This window comes from Nocardioides aromaticivorans (assembly GCF_013408525.1).
Taxonomy (GTDB): Bacteria; Actinomycetota; Actinomycetes; order Propionibacteriales; family Nocardioidaceae; genus Nocardioides; species Nocardioides aromaticivorans.
In genome coordinates this window covers 4,027,440-4,044,048 of sequence record NZ_JACBZM010000001.1, presented here as the reverse complement: position 1 = coordinate 4,044,048, position 16,609 = coordinate 4,027,440, and the positions used below count along the sequence as shown (strand labels likewise).

Below are 16,609 nucleotides of genomic sequence, written 5' to 3'. Positions count from 1 at the left end.
CTGCGTTCACTGCTCGTCGGTGCTGTCGGGCGGGGTGCTGTGCGGCTGGTCTGGTGGATCCACGCGGAACCGTGCGGCTGTCTGGTAGATCCCCAGCGCGGCACCCACGAGGATGCCCACCGCAACGAGGAACGTGGTGCCCAGCCATCGGTCCACGAGCCACCCCGCGAAGCCGTAGAACGCGACCCCGGCCACGATGTAGCCGAACGCATGCCACGGATCGCCCTTGGGCTTCTCCTCGGGCTGACTCATTGCGCCCCGGACAATAGCAGCCGCGAACGGTCATCGCGCACCGCCCTCGGACGGGGTGGACGGAGGGGTCTCGAACGCCGGGATGCGCGCCGTCGTGGCCAGCAGGATCTGCACGGCCATCCACACGAAGGCCCCGAGGATGATGGCCACGCCGACCCACGTGCTATCGATCTCGTCGTCGAGCAGGCCGGAGGTGTTGAGGGCGACGAACAACAGCGCCATCACCGCAACCTGGAAGGTGTAGGTCACCATCGCGAACAGCAGCGAGGCCGCCGGCATCAGGCGCGAGACCGCCTCGACGGCTAAGGAGCCGAAGGCGAAGACGCCGACGGCGATCACTCCCCCGACCGCGGCACCGAGGGCGGCGGACTCGCCGGAGACGAGGGCGGCGACCAGGACCAGGCCCGCTGCGGCGACCGCGGCCACGACGGCCGCACGGGTCACCACGCGGTGGGTCCGGGTGTCGGTCGTCATCATCGGCGGCCGTTCTGCTCGTCGCGGTCGTCGGGCCCGGAAGGAGCTCTCCGGGAGTTCGTGAAAGTTATCACAAGGTCCCGGAGGAGCCCGCATCGGGGGTGGTCCCCCGGTCTGCGGCAGGCTCCGGGACGGCCTCCGGGAGCGGTGGTTCGGCCGGCTCCAGGGCCTGGTCCAGCACCTGGTCGACCAGGGGCGCGTGCACCAGCGGCAGGGCGAAGGTGAGGCCGACGGTCACGACGAAGCTCGCACCCAGCGCGCCCCACACCGCCGGCCCCGTGAACAGGCTGGCGACGACGACGCTGAAGGCGATCAAGCCCGCCCACAGCCACATGATGATGACGGCCCGGCGGTGGGAGTGCCCGATCTCCAGCAGGCGGTGGTGCAGGTGCTGCTTGTCGGGGGCGAACGGCGAGCGCCCGGCCCGCGTTCGTCGTACGACGGCGAGGACCAGGTCCGCGAGCGGCACCAGCAGGATCAGGATCGGCAGCAGGACCGGCAGCAGCACCGGCAGCAGGCTCGCGCGGGTCCCGTCGGCGCCCTGGGTGAGGTCGCCCGGCGCGAACTGGGTGGTGATCGTGATCGCCGTGGCCGACAGGACCAGCCCGATCAGCATGGAGCCGCTGTCGCCCATGAAGAGCCGGGCGGGATGGAAGTTGTGGACCAGGAAGCCGACGCAGGCGCCGGCGAGCGCCGCGGACAGCAGCGCACCGGTGGTCGCCCGGGTGACGTCGTTGAGGAACGACAGCGAGTAGCAGAACAGGAAGAAGGCGGCCGAGCTGATCCCGATCACGCCGGCCGCGAGCCCGTCCAGGCCGTCGATGAAGTTGACGGCGTTGACGGTGGCGACGACCGCGAACGCGGTGAGCAGCGCACCCTGGCCCGGGTCGAGGGCGAAGACCTCGCCCTGCGACTGGTAGAAGTAGCGGAACTGGATGCCGGAGTAGACCAGCACCCCGACCGCGAGGACCTGGCCGCCGAACTTGGTGAGCGCGTCGAGGTCGATGATGTCGTCGACGACGCCCACCGCGCAGACCAGCGTGCCGGCCAGCAGCACCGCGGACGCGTCGTCGAAGACGAAGGGCCGGTCGTCGCCGAGGAAGGGCAGCCCCTTCGCGACGAAGTACGCCGCCCACAGGCCCCCGAGCATCGCCAGGCCGCCCAGGTAGGGCACCGGCTCGGCGTGCACGTCGCGGTCGCGCACCTTCGCCACCGCGCCCGTGCGCACGGCGATCTCCCGGGCGACGACCGTCAGCAGGTAGGTGACGACGGCCGCGACCAAGAAGACGACGAGGTACTCACGCATCGTCCGGCTCGGTCTCCACGGTGAGCTCGAGGTCGGCGAGGACGGCGTCGATCTCCTCGACGGGGATGGCTCCGGCGCGCAGCAGGCGCGGGCGGGGCCCGGTGGCGTCGATGATGGTCGAGGCGACCCCACCGGGAGCGGCACCGCCGTCGACGACGACCGCGACCGCCTCTCCCAGCATCTCGGTGGCCTCGTCGGCGTCGACCGCGGCGGGCTGGCCGGAGATGTTGGCCGAGCTCACGGCCAGCGGGCCGGTCCGGTCCAGCAGGGCGCGGGCCAGGTCGTGGTCGGGCATCCGGATCGCGACCGTGCCCCGGGTCTCCCCCAGGTCCCACTGCAGCGAGGGCTGCTGGTGGCACACGATGGTCAGCGCGCCCGGCCAGAACTGCTCGACCAGCGGCGCGACATACGGCGGCACGCGGGTGGCCAGCGCCTCCAGGGTGCCCTTGGTGCCGACCAGGACGGGCGGCGGCATCTCGCGGCCGCGGCCCTTGGCGGCGAGCAGCCGGCTCACGGCCGAGGGGTCGAAGGCGTCCGCGCCGACGCCGTACACGGTGTCGGTGGGGAGGACGACCAGGCGGCCCAGGCGCACGGCCTGTCCTGCGGCTTCGAGCGCGGCCTCGCGCTGCTCGTCGGTCTCGGTCGGGAACCGCTCGGCACTCACGACGCCCATCCTCGCACCACGGCCTCCTAGGACTGCGGGCGGCGTGCCGTGAGGAAGCGCGGCCGGCCGGCCAGGTCGCGGTGGTCGCGCACCTCCTCCCAGCGCCCGTCCTGACTGAAGACGGCCGGGGCGGCCTCGCCCTGGGCGTCGGCGTGCTCGACGCCGACGACGCCGCCGGGGCGCAGCAGGAGCAGGCCGCGGACGGCGATGACGCGGATCGCGTCGAGCCCGTCGTCGCCCGAGAAGAGGGCCAGGTGCGGGTCGTGGTCGCGCGCCTCGACGGCGACCGACTCCCACGCCTCGAGCGGTACGTACGGCGGGTTGCTCACGAGCACGTGGACCTGCCCGGCGAGCTCGTCGAACGTGGTCGCGAGGTCGCCCAGGCGCAGGTCGACGCCGGTGCCGGCGAGGTTGCGCTCGGCCCAGGCATGCGCGCCCGGGTCGAGCTCGACGGCGTGGACCCGGGCCTCGGGCACCTCGTCGGCGATGCTGCGGGCGATCACCCCGGAGCCGGTGCACAGGTCGACCACGACGGGGACCTCCCCCGCCGCGACGACCTCGCGGGCCCGGTCGATCGCCCAGCCGGCGAGGAGCTCGGTCTCCGGGCGGGGAACGAAGACGCCCGGCCCGACGGCGACCTCGACGTGGCGGAAGGCGGCGCTGCCGGTGAGGTGCTGCAGCGGCTCACGGGCGGCGCGGCGGGCCACCAGGTCGTCGTACCGGCGGCGCTGGGGCTCCTCGACCGCGTCGACCAGGAGGAGCCGGCCGCGGGTGGTGCCGAGCACGTGGGCGAGCAGCTCCGCGGCGTCGTACTCGGGGCTGGCGACGCCGGCGGCGGCGAGCCGGTCGGCGGCCGCGCGGACCAGCTCCCTCGTGGTGCTCATCGGCTCGGTGCTCATTCCTCGAGCGCCGCGAGCCGGGCGGCCATGTCGGCCTCGACGCAGGAGTCGAGGACGGGCTGGAGGTCGCCGTCGAGCACCTGGTCGAGGTTGTAGGACTTGTAGCCCGTGCGGTGGTCGGAGATCCGGTTCTCCGGGAAGTTGTAGGTGCGGATCCGCTCCGAGCGGTCGACCGTGCGGACCTGGCTGCGCCGTGCATCGCTCGCCTCGGCGTCGGCGGCGTCCTGCGCGGCCTGGAGCAGCCGGGCGCGCAGGATGCGCATGGCCTGCTCCTTGTTCTGCAGCTGCGACTTCTCGTTCTGGCAGCTCACCACGATGCCGGTCGGCACGTGGGTGATCCGGACCGCCGAGTCGGTCGTGTTGACGCTCTGGCCGCCGGGGCCCGAGGAGCGGAAGACGTCGATGCGCAGGTCGTTGTCGTTGATCTCGACGTCGACCTGCTCGGCCTCCGGCATGACCAGCACGCCGGCGGCACTCGTGTGGATCCGGCCCTGCGACTCGGTCACGGGCACCCGCTGCACCCGGTGGACGCCGCCCTCGAACTTCAACAGCGCGTACGGCGTCTGGCCGGGCTCGGTGGCACCGCTCGCCTTCACCGCGACGGTCACCGACTTGTAGCCGCCGAGGTCGGACTCGGTGGCGTCGAGGATCTCGGTCTTCCAGCCGCGCCGCTCGGCGTAGCGGCTGTACATCCGCAGCAGGTCGCCGGCGAAGAGCGCGCTCTCCTCGCCGCCCTCCCCCGACTTCACCTCGAGCAGGGCGTCCTTGTCGTCGGCCGGGTCGCGTGGGACGAGCAGCCGGCGCAGCCGCTCGGCCGCCTCCTCCTGCTGCGCCAGCAGGTCGTCGACCTCCTCGGCGAACGTCGGGTCGTCGGCCGCGAGCTCGCGGGCCGCCTGGGCGTCCTCGCCCGCCTGTCGCCACTCGCGCCAGGTGGCGATGATCGCGTTGAGCTCCGCGTAGCGCCGGTTGAGCGTGCGCGCCAGCCGGGCGTCGGCGTGGGTCTCGGGCAGCGCGAGCCGCGTCTCGAGCTCGGCGTGCTCGGCGAGCATGCCCTCGACGGCTTCGAACACCTTGGCTCCTCGGGGTGGTGGGAATCCCCGCCTGGCCGGGGATTCCTGCGGTTGGTGACGGTTGCAACCGTCAACAACCGCAGGGAATGGTCAGCAAGCGCGGACAAATGACGAGCGCCGGTCCACCCCCGTGGTGGGGGCGGACCGGCGCTCGGAGGCAGCTACTTCTTGGCAGCCTTGGCGTAGCGGGCCTCGAAGCGGGCGACGCGGCCGCCGGTGTCGAGGATCTTCTGCTTGCCGGTGTAGAACGGGTGGCACTGCGAGCAGACGTCGGCGTGGATCGTGCCGGAGGTCGCGGTGCTGCGCGTGGTGAACGAGGCGCCACAGGTGCAGGTCACCTGGGTCACGACGTAGTCGGGGTGGATGTCCTTCTTCATGGGTGTCCTCTCAAAGGGGCCCGGGTCGCCTCGCGGGGTGCGGACGTGAACCGGAGCCAACGGGAGATCTTACGGCGAGATCCCTCGCCTCCCCAAACCGCCGGGGAGGCGAGGTTGTTCCCGCCGTCGGCCGCCGGTCAGCCGCGCTGCAGGCGGACCAGCAGCTCGTAGTTCGTGTGGCTGTTGCGGACCATGCCGAGCAGCTGCTCGAGCGCCTCCGCGGCGTCCTTGCCGGCCAGCTCGGAGCGCAGCGAACCGAGCACGGCCAGCTCCTCCTTGGTCAGCAGCTGGTCCTCCCGGCGGGTGCCCGACGCGTGGACGTCGACCGCCGGCACGAGCCCACGGTCGGCCAGCTCGCGCGAGAGGTGGAGGCGCAGGTTGTCGGTGCCGGTGAGCTCCTCGAGGACGGCCTCGTCCATCTTGGAGCCGTCGACCAGCGCGGTCGCCAGGATCGTCAGCGAGCCGCCGTTGTCGATATTGCGCGCAGCACCGAAGAGCTTCTTCGGCGGGTAGAGCGCGGCCGCGTCGACACCGCCGGGCAGCACCCGGCCGCTGGCCGGCGCCGTCAGGTTGTAGGCGCGGCCGAGGCGGGTCAACCCGTCGAGGAGTACGACGACGTCGTGGCCCAGCTCGACGAGGCGCTTCGCCCGCTCGATCGCCAGCTCGGCCAGCGTCGTGTGGTCGGTCGCCGGACGGTCGAAGGTGCTGGCGACCACCTCGCCCTTGACCGCGCGCTGGAAGTCGGTGACCTCCTCGGGGCGCTCGTCGATGAGGACCACCATCAGGTGGCACTCGGGGTTGTTGGCGGTGATCGCGTTGGCGATTGCCTGCACGGTGGCCGTCTTGCCCGCGTCGCTCGGCGCCAGCACGAGGCCGCGCTGGCCCTTGCCGACGGGCGTCACCAGGTCGATGACCCGGCCCACGACGGCGTCGGGACCGGTCTCGAGGCGCAGCCGGTCGGTCGGCGAGACCGGGGTCAGGGAGTCGAACTCGACCCGGTTCTTCGCCTGCTCGGGGTCGACGCCGTTGACCGTGTCGATACGGACCATCGGGTTGAACTTCTCGCGGCGCTCGCCCTCGCGCGGCTGGCGCACCTGGCCGACGACGGCGTCGCCGCGGCGCAGGCCGTACTTCCGGACCATCGACAGCGAGAGGTAGACGTCGTCGACGCCGGCGAGGTAGCCGCTCGTGCGCACGAAGGCGTAGTTGTCGAGGACGTCGAGGATGCCCGCCGCGGGCACGAGGACGTCGTCCTCGCGCACCTCGGTGTCGGGCTCGCGGCCGGCGCGCGTGGTGCGGTCGCGGTCGCGACCACGACGGCGGCGGTTGCGGCGGCTGCCGCCCTCGCCGTCGGCGCCGTCGCCGTCGTCGTGGGCGTCGTCGTCGGCCGGGCGGGGCTCGTCCTGCTTGGGCTGGGCCTTGCCCTGGTTGCCCTGGTTGCCCTGCTGGCCACCCTGCTTCGGCTGGCCCTGCTGGTTGCCCTGGCCGCCCTGCTGGTTGCCCTGCTGGTTGCCGCGCTGGCGCGAGTTCTGCTGGCGGCTCTGCTGGGGCTGCTCGCCCTTGGGCTCGTCGCCCTTCTTCTGGTCGCCCTTCTGGTCGGCCTTCTGCTCGTCGGCCTTCCTCGGCTGCTCGGCCTTCGCCTGCTCGGCCTTCGCCTGCTCACCCTTGGCCTGATCGCCCTTGGCCTGATCGCCCTTGGCCTGATCGCCCTTGGCCTGATCGCCCTTGGGCTGCTCACCCCGGGGCTGCTCGGCCTTCGGCTGATCACCCTTCGGCTGCTCGGCCTTAGGCTGCTCGGCCTTCGCAGGCTGCGACGGCGCACCGCCGCCGGCCTGGGCCGCCTTGATGGCGTCGACCAGGGCGGCCTTCTTCATGCTCCCGGCACCCGGGATGCCCATGCCGCCCGCCATCGCCTTGAGGTCGGCGAGGAGCATGGAGTTGAGTCCACCGGTGCGCTTCTTGGGCGCCTTGGCCGCCGACCCCTCGGGGGTCTCGGCGGCGCCAGCGGTGGAGTCGAGAGTCTCGGTCACGTGAGCCCTTCCCACGGATACACGCTCATCCCGGCGGAGATCGGCACGGGACGGCATCTGGTTGGATCCAGCGCGGACGACCGAGCGGGAAGTCCCGCGGGTCCGGCTCCACGCCGGAGAACAGGCACGTCCGTGAGGACGTGCGGGCGCCGATGACTGCGGCGCACCGTCAATGTACCACCGCGGATTCCGGGCGCGAGGTCAGTCCGCGCGCGTGGCGCCCGGGCGGGTGACGGCGAGGGAGTGGGCCTCCCAGCCGGCGGGGCACCGGGCGAGCAGCGCGTCGGCGGTCGTCGTACCGGGGCCGTCGGTGAAGGCCAGCACCGTGGGGCCCGCGCCGGAGATGATCGCGGGGACGCCGTCGGCGCGCAGCGCCTCGACCAGCGCGAGGCTCTCCGGCATCGCCGGGCGGCGGTACTCCTGGTGGAGGCGGTCCTCGGTGGCGCGCAGCAGCTCCTCGGGGCGGCCCGACAGCGCCGCGACGAGGAGCGCGGCGCGACCGGCGTTGGCCGCCGCGTCGCCATGGGGTACGACGTCGGGCAGCAGCCCGCGCGCCGCCTCGGTCTCGACCGGGGTCGGCGGGACGAAGACCACGGCACCGACCCGCGGGTCCACGCTGCCGGGCACTGCCCAGAACCCGCCGTCGGCGTCCTGGCCGGAGATGACGAAGCCGCCGAGCAGCGCCGGCGCGACGTTGTCGGGGTGGCCCTCGAGCCGGGCGGCGAGGTCGAGCAGCGCGGCGTCGTCGAGCAGCAGGCGTCCGCCCGCGACGAGCTCGCGGGCCAGCCACACCCCGCCGACGATGGCGGCGGACGAGGAGCCGAGGCCGCGCGCGTGCGGGATGACGTTGGTGCAGGAGAGGCGGAGGCCGGCGGGCTGCTGGCCGAGCCGCTCGAAGGTGGCACGCATCGCGCGCACCACGAGGTGGCGCTCGTCGAGCGGGACCTGGCCCTCGCCGTACCCGCTCACCTCGACGACGAGCCCGCCGTCGAGCACCTCGGCCTCGAGGGTGTCGCGCAGCTCGAGGGCGAGGCCGAGGGTGTCGAAGCCGGGGCCGAGGTTGGCCGACGTCGCGGGCACGGTGGCCCGGGCCGGGCCCTGCACGAAGGTCACGGGATCAGAGACCCGCGGCCGTGGCGGCCGCGTCGACATCGGCGTCGACGACGACCTCGGGCAGCACCAGGCCGTCGAGCGCGGTCGCGATGTCCTTCAGGCCGTGGCCGGTGACGGTGATCGCGACGGTCTTGCCCGTGTAGGACTCCCCCGCGGCGAGCTCGGCCAGCAGGCCGGCGACACCGGCGGCGGAGGCGGGCTCGACGAAGACGCCGTCCTTCGAGGCCAGCTCCTTCTGGGCGGCCAGGATCTGCGCGTCCGAGAGGGCGGCGAAGCGGCCGCCGGACTCGTCGCGGGCCGCCTCGGCGAGCTTCCACGACGCGGGGTTGCCGATCCGGATCGCGGTGGCGCGAGTCTCCGGGTCGGGGAACGGCTCGCCGGTCACCAGCGGCGCCGCGCCCTCGGCCTGGAAGCCGCGCATCACCGGCTTCCTCGTCGCGCGGCCCAGGGCGGCGTACTGCGTGTAGCCGAGCCAGTAGGCCGAGATGTTGCCGGCGTTGCCGACCGGGAGCAGGTGGAAGTCGGGCGCGTCGCCGAGGAAGTCGACGATCTCGAAGGCCGCCGTCTTCTGGCCCTCGAGCCGGTGCGGGTTGACGGAGTTGACCAGCGCGACGGGGTACTTCCACGCCATCTCGCGGGCCATCCGCAGGCAGTCGTCGAAGTTGCCGCGGACCTGGATGACCTGCGAGCCGTGCAGCACGGCCTGCGCCATCTTGCCGGCGGCGATCTTGCCCTCGGGCACCAGCACGATCGGGGTGACCCCCGCCTTCGCGGCGTACGCCGCCATCGACGCCGACGTGTTGCCGGTCGAGGCGCACACGACGGCCTTGGCGCCCTCGTGGACGGCGACCGACAGCGCGGTGGTCATGCCACGGTCCTTGAACGAGCCGGTCGGGTTGTTGCCCTCGACCTTGAGCCAGACCTCGGCACCGGTCAGGCCGGACAGCCAGCCCGAGTGCACGAGCGGCGTGCCGCCCTCACGGAGCGTGACGGCAGGGGTGTCCTGCGGGATGTCGAGGAGCTCGCGGTACTCCTCGATGACGCCACGCCACTGACCGTTCGCCCGGTTGACGGGGTTGCTCATGCTCACTCTTCGGTTCCCTCGACGCGCATCACCGAGGTGACCTCGCGGACGATCTCCATGTCACGCAGCTGCTCGACGGTGGCGGCCAGGGCCGCGTCCGACGCCTCGTGCGAGACCACGACGAGCTGGGCGTCGTTGCCCCGGCCCTCCTGGCGGACGGTCTGGATGGACACCCCGTGCTCGGCGAAGGCCTGCGCCACCGCGGCCAGCACACCGGCGCGGTCGTCGACGTCGATGGCGACGTGGTAGCGGGTGCGGGTCTCCCCCATCGGCAGCACCGCCCGGTCGGCGTACGCCGACTCGCCGACGCCGCGCGTGCCCTGGCGGTGGTTGCGGGCGACCGTGACGAGGTCGCCGAGCACGGCGCTCGCCGTGGGCGAGCCGCCGGCACCGGGACCGTAGAACATCAGCTGGCCGGCCGCCTCCGACTCGACGAAGACCGCGTTGTAGGCCTCGCGGACACTGGCCAGCGGGTGCGACCGGGGGATCATCGCCGGGTGCACGCGGACGCTGACGCCGGCGTCCTCCGCCGGGTCGGCGGACGGCACGAGCTCGGCGATCGCGAGCAGCTTGACGACGCTGCCCATCTCGCGCGCCGAGCGGACGTCGGCCGCGGTGACGTCGGTGATGCCCTCGCGGTGCACGTCGGCGGCGGTGACGCGGGAGTGGAACGCGAGGCTGGCGAGGATGGCCGCCTTGGCCGCGGCGTCGAAGCCCTCGACGTCGGCCGTCGGGTCGGCCTCGGCGTAGCCGAGCGCCTGGGCCTCCTCCAGCGCGTCGGCGAAGCCGCTGCCCTGGGTGTCCATCTTGTCGAGGATGAAGTTGGTGGTGCCGTTGACGATGCCGAGCACGCGGGTGACCTTGTCACCGGCGAGGGACTCGCGCAGCGGGCGCAGGATCGGGATGGCGCCGGCGACGGCCGCCTCGTAGTAGAGGTCGCGCCCGGCCTTCTCGGCGGCCTCGAACAGGGTCGGCCCGTCCTCGGCGAGCAGCGCCTTGTTGGCCGTGACGACCGAGGCACCGTTCTCCAGCGCCGACAGGATGAGGGAGCGCGCGGGCTCGATGCCGCCGATCACCTCGATCACGAGGTCGATGTCGTCGCGGGCCACCAGCGCGGCCGCGTCGGTCGTGAGCAGCTCCGCGGGGACGTCGACCTCGCGCGGGGCGTCAAGACGTCGTACGGCGACACCAGCGAGCTGCACCGGGGCGCCCACCCGCGCCGCCAGGTCGTCGGCCTGCTCACCGAGGAGCCGCACCACCTGCGACCCGACGGAGCCACAGCCGAGCACGGCGACCTTGAGGGGACTGTTCACCCCGCGATCGTATCGGCGCCCGGGTTCGTGCCGGGAACCGATGGCAGAACGCGGACAGGCTCCGCGGCCTCGGCGCCCGGCACGTCGCCGGTCGTGCGGGTCAGGACTGCGGGTCAGGACAGGGTGACGACGACCTTGCCGGTCACCCGGCCGGTCTCGAGCCGCTCCTGCGCGGCGACCACGTCGTCGAGCGGGAACGCGCCGTCGACCAGCACCGTCAGCCGGCCGTCGTCGGCGAGGGCGGCGACCTCGGCCAGCGCGGGGCCGTCGGCGGTCACCATGATCCGCTGGACGACGGACGCCCCGGCGGCGCGCAGCGCCTCCTCGGCGCCGTCGGGGAAGCCGGTGATGGTGATGACGGCCGTGCCCTCGCGGACCGCGCCGAGCGGCGGCACGCCGTTGTCGACCGTGGACAGCACGACGTCGACCGGCGCGATCTCCTCGAGCGCGGACTCGTCCTTGTAGTCGACGACCTCGTCGGCACCGAGGCCGGTGAGGACGTCGTGCTTCGCACGGCTCGCGGTCGCGACGACCTGGGCGCCGCGGGCCTTCGCGACCTGGACCGCGAGGTGGCCGACGCCGCCGGCGCCGCCGAGCACGAGCACCCGCTTGCCCGTCGCGTCGCCGGTCAGCCCGGCCGCCTCGAACGCGTGCCACGCGGTGAGCACGGCCAGCGGTGCGCCGCCCTGCTGGGCGACGCTCCACGCCGCCGGGGCGTGCGCCAGGTCGGAGGCCGGTACGGCGACCAGGTCGGCCAGCGTGTGCGCGGCCCGCGGGAAGCGGGCGAGCCCGAAGACCGCGTCGCCCGGGGCGAAGCCGTCGACGGCCGGTCCGACCGCGACGACCTCGCCGGCGACGTCCCAGCCCGGGAGGGTCGTGTACTCGATCGGGCCGAAGTCGACCGCGGCGGCACGGATCTTCACGTCGACCGGGTTGAGGCCGACCGCGGCGACCCGGACCAGCACCTCGTCCTGCGCCGGGGTGGGATCGGCCACCTCGACCAGCTCGGTGACCTCTGCTGCCGCACCAGCACCCGTATAGCGGACTGCACGCATGACCTGCTCCTTCTCGTCTTCTTCTCGTCGGTTCTTCTCGCCGGAGTGCCCCGGGTTCCTCCGGGGTGCTCCCAGCCTCCCGGCCGCGCGGTCCGCACGACAGTGGCCAGATGGACGACATGTGTCATGATCTGGCCATGACCCGACAAGCACCCGCACCGCACCGGATCGGCGTGGTCGCGCTGCCCGGCGTCTACCCCTACGAGCTCGGGATCGCCTCGCGCTTCTTCGGCGCGGCGAGCGTGGACGGACGGGCGGCGTACGAGGTCGTGACGTGCAGCCTCGACGGCCGGCCGGTGCCGACCGCGGCGGACTTCTCGGTGGCGGTCACCGCGGACCGCTCGGTCCTCGACGAGGTCGACACGGTCGTCGTACCTCCCTGGCAGACGTCGACCACGACGGGCGACCCGATCGGGCTCGCGGACCTCGGCGCGCCACGGGTCGTCTCCTACTGCACCGGCGCCTTCACCGTCGCCGCCTCCGGGCTGCTCGACGGGCGCGCCGCGACCACCCACTGGTGCGCGGCGGACGAGTTCCGCGCCGCCTTCCCGAAGGTCGTGTTCCGGCCCGACGAGCTCTTCGTCGACGAGGGCGACGTCCTCACGGCGGCCGGCGCGTCGGCCGCCATCGACCTCACCCTGCACATCATCGCGCGTGACCTGGGGGCCGCCGCGGCTGCCGACGTGTCCCGGCTGACCCTGGCCCCACCGCACCGCGGCGGCGGCCAGTCCCAGTTCGTGCCCCGCCCGACGCTGGCCGACGAGGCCGGTGCGATGGCCGAGGTGCGCGCGTGGCTGCTCGCCCGGCTCGACCGGCCGGTGAGCCTCGACGAGGTCGGCGCCGCCTTCGGCATGAGCGTGCGGACGCTCACCCGCCGTTTCCGCGCCGAGACCGGCCTGACCCTCGGCAACTGGCTGGTCGCGGCGCGCGTGGACCGTGCCAAGGAGCTGCTGGAGACCACCGACGCGACCATCGACCTCGTCGCCGACGAGGCAGGCTTCGGCACCGCCGCGGCCCTGCGCAAGCACTTCCGCGACCGGGTCGGGCTCTCGCCGCAGCAGTACCGGGCCCGCTTCTCGCTGCGCGCCGTGCCCGCCTGAGGGTCAGACGGGCGCGGAGAACGCGTCCGCGGCGAAGCCCGCCGCGCTGCTGGCGGAGACGGAGTAGAGCGGCACCTCGCCGGGCGCCGCTCCCCCGTCCTCCAGCTCATGGCCACGGGTGCGGCCGACGACCTGCCAGCGCCCGTCCGGCGCGCGGCGCGACACCTTGAACTCGGCGTCGGCCGGTCCGTTCCAGCGCACGTGCACCGAGCCGTCGGGAGCCCGGACGGCGGTGACGTCGGTGGCGCCCGGGACCGCTGCCGGTGGCGGCGGAGCGGGTGGCGCCGGAGCGGATGTCGGCGGAGCGGCCGGGGGCGGAGGTGGTGGTGGCGCTGCCGCCGGCGGCGGAGCGGGTGGCGGCGGAGCGGGTGCCGGCTGAGCGGGTGCCGGCGGAGCCGGGGCCGGTACGACGGCCTGGTCGGACCGGACCTCGTCGGAGACCCGTCCCGGCTGGACCGCCACGACGACGTACACGGGAACGTCGGAACCAGCCGGGGCGCCGCCGTCCTCGATCTGCGGGGCCGCGGTCCGGCCGACGACGCGCGTCGTCCCCTTCGGCTCGACGCGGGAGACCTTGTAGGTCGCGCCGCTGGTCGGCGACGGCTGCCAGCTGACCACGACGGCGCCGGACCCGTCGCGGACGGCGCGCACGGCCGAAGGCGGGTGCAGCGGCATCGCGGCGAGGGCCGCCACCGCGGCCGGGTGCTGGGGCCACCGCTCGAGCACCGTCATCAGCGCGCCCACCGGGTCGGCCGCCGCGCGGGCATCGGCGACGCGGGCGTCGGCCTCGCGCACCTCGCCCCTGGCCCGGGCCAGCTCGGCCTCGGCAGTGTCGAGCCCGGCCGGGCTCGGCAGGTCGGACGCGACCCGGGCGAGGTGCTCCAGGTGGTCGATGGCCTCCGCGAACCGGCGCGCACCGAGCGCAGCCGACACCGCACGCCAGCGCAGCTCGGCCTCGCGGATCGCCTCGTCGACCTCGTCGGACACCGCCCGGACGGGGGTGGCGGACGCCGGGTCGCCCGTGGCCCGCGCCTGCGCGACGAGACGCCGGGCCTCCAGCAGCGCACCGCGTCGCAGCGCGGCCCGTGCGGCCCGGAGCATCTCCTCCCACACCCGGTCGGGCGGCCGCGCGGGAGCCGGCGCCGGAGCAGGTACGCCGCTGCCGCGCATCGGCTCGATGGCCACGCCCAGCTCGGCAGCCATCGCCGCGAGCGCCGCGCGGGCCCGGCCGGGGTCGAGACCGAGGTCGAGCGCCTCCTCGTAGAGGTGCTCGTGGTCGTCGGCGACCAGGCGGTCCTCGACGAGCACGGCGGCGCGCACCCGCGGCAGCAGGCGCGCCCGGACGTCGTGCACGACGGCGTCGAGGTAGGCGTCACGGACGATCGGGCCGGCCTCGAGCAACTCGGCGACGTGCACCATCAGCTCGTCGGCGACGGCGCGGATCCGCAGCGGCGGGAGCTCCCGGCAACGCACCCGCCACGCCTCGGCGCGGTGGGCGACCTCCGCGTCGTCGGCGTCCGGTCCCAGGCCCAGCAGGGCCAGCAGGGTGGGAGGAGGCGGCTGCTCCTGGAGCCGGCCGAACTCGTCGAGCAGGTCGCGCACCTGCTGGCGGCGGTGGTCGCTGACCGGGCTGCTCGCGACCGGCGGCGGGGGCGGTGGCGCGGGGGCCGTGTCGACGACCCGGTGCCGGCGCAGCCGCAGCTCGACCTCGGCGCGGCTCAGCCCGCCGAGCGCGCCGACCTCGACGAGCCCCTCGAGCTTGTCGCGCGGGATGCCGCCGTGGCGCTGGACCAGCCGGGCGATCGCCTCGTCGAGCGGCTGGAACCGTGCGGAGTCACGCGCCGCGCGCTGCTGGCGGACCTGCTCGACGAGATGGCCCCGACGGCGCGGGTCGAGCACCTCGGCGCTGTTCTGCTCGTGCAACGCGACGAGGATGCCGACGAGGGTGCCGTACTTGGGGTGGTCGCGCTGGCGCTGCCAGAAGCCCCAGACCTCGTCCACCTGCGCGGCGACGTCGGCGTCGCTCCACCGCCCGACCTCGTCGACGGGCAGGTCGTAGACCTCGAACGGGTCGGCCCCCTCGGCGCCGCCGCGCTTCTGGATCGCGGCGAGGACCCGCTTGCGGTAGTCGTTGCCGTCGAAGGGCGGGCGCCGGCCGCTCACGCGTCGCGCCGCCGCGTCCGCTGGAGCTGCTCACGCTCGCGTGCTACCTCCGCCTGCGAGAGCGTCGCGCCGGTCTGGGCGGTGAGGGTGAGCGGGAGCCGGGCCTCGACGTGGTCGGCCAGCACGGTCAGCAGGCCGTCGAAGCCCATGAGGAACCGGACCCGCACCTCGCTGCCCTCGTCGTAGCCCGGCGGGATGCCCTCGATGGTGCCGGCGACGAGGAGCTTGACGTCCTGCACGCGCATCGACTCGGCCTGGCTCTGCTGCTCGACGATCCGGATCTCGATGGCGTCCTGGTCGCGTCGTACCGTCCCGAACGAGCGGCTCACGTTGATCGGCAGCCGGTCGTTGCGGTGCACCAGCCAGACCGGCTCGAGCTCGCCGGTCATCGGGTTGGCCGCGAGCACGCCGAAGCCACGGGACACGACCGTGTCGACCCGGATCTCGATCGCGCGCCGGACCTGCGCGAGCGGCTGGCCGAGAGCGTCCGCGACCCGGCGGCAGGCCGCGTCGAGCTCGTCGGGCGGGGCGTCCTCGATCCGGTCGCCCGCCCGCAGCCGGCCGCGGGTCACGAGGTCTCCCTCGACGAGCCGCTCCAGCTCCTTCTTCGCACCGTAGAGCGCGGCGCCCTTCGCGACGGCGAGGTCGGGGTCGTGCAGCTCCGGCGCGATGCCGAGCTCGGCCCGCAGCGCCTTCTCGACCATCGGCATGCGCGAGGAGCCGCCGACCATCAGCACCCGGCCGACACGGCCGACGCCGCGGCGCGACGCCGCCTCGAGGCAGGACCGGGTCAGGTCGATCGTGCGGCGCAGCAGCGCGGAGGTCATGTCCTCCAGCTCGGCCCGGGTCAGCGTGACCGTCGACCGGGCGCCGTCGTGGGTGACGACGACCTCGGTGGACTCGCGGTCGGAGAGGTCGTGCTTGGCCCGCTGCGCGGCGATGACCAGCTCCTGGGCGCCGGCCGAGTCGTCGAGCGGGTCCTCGGCATCGGGGTTCTCCGCGCAGAACTGGCGCGAGAGGTGCAGGCAGATCCGCTCGTCCCAGTCGGCGCCGCCGAGCTGGTGGTCCCCGTCGACGGCGAGCACCGAGATCCGGCGGTCGGCGAGCTCGATCACCGTGGCGTCGAAGGTGCCGCCGCCGAGGTCGTAGACGAGGACGGTCTCGTAGCCGGCGTCCTTGGTGAGGCCGAAGGAGCCGTCCAGGCGGCCGAAGCCGTACGACAGCGCGGCGGCGATCGGCTCGGAGAGGACGTCGACCACGTCGAGGCCGGCGTAGGTGCCGGCGAGCGTGGTCGCCCGGCGCTCCTCGTCGCCGAAGTAGGCGGGCACCGTGATCACCGCCGAGGTGACCTGCTCCCCCGACCCGAAGGCGGCGTCCTCGCAGACCGACTTCAGGATCAGCGACGACACGGCGGCGGCCGACCAGCTGCGGCCGTGGGCCACGAAGCGCCAGTCCGACTCGCCCATCCGGCGCTTGACCAGCGCGCAGACGTGCTCGGGGTCGAGGCGCGCCTGCCGGCGCGCGCCCTCCCCGACGAGGTGCTCGCGGTCGGAGGCGAAGAGCACGACGGAGGGCACGGTCGCTTCGCCGGTCATGCCGACGAGCACCTGCGGCCGACCGCTGCTGTCGGTCCGGGCGATCGCCGAGCAGGTGGTCCCGAGGTCGATTCCGTGGACGGCCACGGGCGCGAGCGTACCTGCGGCTGGCAA

General features: G+C 74.0%; 15 protein-coding genes. 1 reads left to right on the top strand and 14 read right to left on the bottom strand.

Going from position 1 to position 16,609, the window contains the following annotated elements:
• Positions 1-6: 6 nt before the first annotated feature.
• The 12 genes from BJ993_RS19385 to BJ993_RS19330 form a co-directional block, all read right to left on the bottom strand.
• On the bottom strand, positions 7-252 hold the full coding sequence (locus BJ993_RS19385) for an AtpZ/AtpI family protein (RefSeq protein ID WP_036542106.1): 246 nt from the start codon (positions 250-252) through the stop codon (positions 7-9).
• Positions 253-282: 30 nt separating this feature from the next.
• Positions 283-729: a hypothetical protein gene (locus BJ993_RS19380; RefSeq protein ID WP_179650684.1), complete on the bottom strand. Its 447-nt coding sequence runs from the start codon at positions 727-729 to the stop codon at positions 283-285.
• 67 nt (positions 730-796) lie between these two features.
• Positions 797-2,032 carry a glycosyltransferase family 4 protein gene (locus tag BJ993_RS19375; RefSeq protein WP_179650669.1) on the bottom strand — a complete coding sequence of 412 codons (1,236 nt, stop codon included), beginning with the start codon at positions 2,030-2,032 and terminating at the stop codon, positions 797-799.
• On the bottom strand, positions 2,025-2,696 hold the full coding sequence (locus tag BJ993_RS19370; RefSeq protein WP_242530590.1) for an L-threonylcarbamoyladenylate synthase: 672 nt from the start codon (positions 2,694-2,696) through the stop codon (positions 2,025-2,027). The genes BJ993_RS19375 and BJ993_RS19370 overlap by 8 nt, the downstream gene beginning before the upstream one ends.
• 26 nt (positions 2,697-2,722) lie before the next feature.
• Positions 2,723-3,580 carry a peptide chain release factor N(5)-glutamine methyltransferase gene (gene prmC / locus BJ993_RS19365; protein ID WP_179650667.1) on the bottom strand — a complete coding sequence of 286 codons (858 nt, stop codon included), beginning with the start codon at positions 3,578-3,580 and terminating at the stop codon, positions 2,723-2,725.
• An 11-nt stretch (positions 3,581-3,591) separates the two neighbouring features.
• Entirely contained in the window at positions 3,592-4,665 is a 1,074-nt protein-coding gene (gene prfA, locus BJ993_RS19360) for a peptide chain release factor 1 (RefSeq protein WP_179650665.1), read from the bottom strand.
• A 161-nt stretch (positions 4,666-4,826) separates the two neighbouring features.
• Entirely contained in the window at positions 4,827-5,042 is a 216-nt protein-coding gene (rpmE, locus tag BJ993_RS19355; protein ID WP_036542101.1) for a 50S ribosomal protein L31, read from the bottom strand.
• Positions 5,043-5,179: 137 nt separating this feature from the next.
• Entirely contained in the window at positions 5,180-7,072 is a 1,893-nt protein-coding gene (rho, locus tag BJ993_RS19350; RefSeq protein ID WP_308645633.1) for a transcription termination factor Rho, read from the bottom strand.
• A gap of 201 nt (positions 7,073-7,273) precedes the next feature.
• Positions 7,274-8,185, bottom strand: a complete 912-nt coding sequence (thrB, locus tag BJ993_RS19345; RefSeq protein WP_308645632.1) for a homoserine kinase — start codon at positions 8,183-8,185, stop codon at positions 7,274-7,276.
• Positions 8,186-8,189: 4 nt separating this feature from the next.
• Positions 8,190-9,269, bottom strand: a complete 1,080-nt coding sequence (gene thrC / locus BJ993_RS19340; protein WP_179650660.1) for a threonine synthase — start codon at positions 9,267-9,269, stop codon at positions 8,190-8,192.
• A 2-nt stretch (positions 9,270-9,271) separates the two neighbouring features.
• Positions 9,272-10,624, bottom strand: coding sequence for a homoserine dehydrogenase (locus tag BJ993_RS19335; RefSeq protein ID WP_373366968.1), 1,353 nt, complete (start codon positions 10,622-10,624; stop codon positions 9,272-9,274).
• A 71-nt stretch (positions 10,625-10,695) separates the two neighbouring features.
• Complete coding sequence (locus BJ993_RS19330) at positions 10,696-11,637, bottom strand: NADP-dependent oxidoreductase (RefSeq protein WP_179650656.1); 942 nt, start codon at positions 11,635-11,637, stop codon at positions 10,696-10,698.
• A gap of 137 nt (positions 11,638-11,774) precedes the next feature.
• On the opposite strand from BJ993_RS19330, the gene BJ993_RS19325 reads away from it, so the two are divergent.
• Positions 11,775-12,737, top strand: coding sequence for a GlxA family transcriptional regulator (locus tag BJ993_RS19325; protein ID WP_179650654.1), 963 nt, complete (start codon positions 11,775-11,777; stop codon positions 12,735-12,737).
• Positions 12,738-12,740: 3 nt separating this feature from the next.
• On the opposite strand, the gene BJ993_RS19320 is transcribed toward BJ993_RS19325, so the two are convergent.
• Together BJ993_RS19320 and BJ993_RS19315 are read right to left on the bottom strand one after the other, a co-directional pair.
• The gene (locus tag BJ993_RS19320) at positions 12,741-14,900 is read right to left on the bottom strand and encodes an Ig-like domain repeat protein (RefSeq protein WP_179650652.1); all 2,160 of its coding nucleotides are present in this window, start codon (positions 14,898-14,900) and stop codon (positions 12,741-12,743) included.
• Positions 14,897-16,582 (bottom strand): Hsp70 family protein, encoded by a 1,686-nt coding sequence (locus tag BJ993_RS19315; RefSeq protein ID WP_036542090.1) that lies wholly within the window; start codon positions 16,580-16,582, stop codon positions 14,897-14,899. Before BJ993_RS19315 ends, BJ993_RS19320 begins: the two co-directional genes overlap by 4 nt.
• Positions 16,583-16,609: the final 27 nt, after the last annotated feature.

What these genes read in the sequence shown, in the direction of transcription:
- BJ993_RS19385 (WP_036542106.1), bottom strand. Translation starts at nt 252, where the DNA reads ATGAGTCAGCCCGAGGAGAAGCCCAAGGGCGATCCGTGGCATGCGTTC.
- BJ993_RS19380 (WP_179650684.1), bottom strand. Translation starts at nt 729, where the DNA reads ATGATGACGACCGACACCCGGACCCACCGCGTGGTGACCCGTGCGGCC.
- BJ993_RS19375 (WP_179650669.1), bottom strand. Translation starts at nt 2,032, where the DNA reads ATGCGTGAGTACCTCGTCGTCTTCTTGGTCGCGGCCGTCGTCACCTAC.
- prmC (WP_179650667.1), bottom strand. Translation starts at nt 3,580, where the DNA reads ATGAGCACCACGAGGGAGCTGGTCCGCGCGGCCGCCGACCGGCTCGCC.
- rpmE (WP_036542101.1), bottom strand. Translation starts at nt 5,042, where the DNA reads ATGAAGAAGGACATCCACCCCGACTACGTCGTGACCCAGGTGACCTGC.
- thrC (WP_179650660.1), bottom strand. Translation starts at nt 9,269, where the DNA reads ATGAGCAACCCCGTCAACCGGGCGAACGGTCAGTGGCGTGGCGTCATC.
- BJ993_RS19330 (WP_179650656.1), bottom strand. Translation starts at nt 11,637, where the DNA reads ATGCGTGCAGTCCGCTATACGGGTGCTGGTGCGGCAGCAGAGGTCACC.
- BJ993_RS19325 (WP_179650654.1), top strand. Translation starts at nt 11,775, where the DNA reads ATGACCCGACAAGCACCCGCACCGCACCGGATCGGCGTGGTCGCGCTG.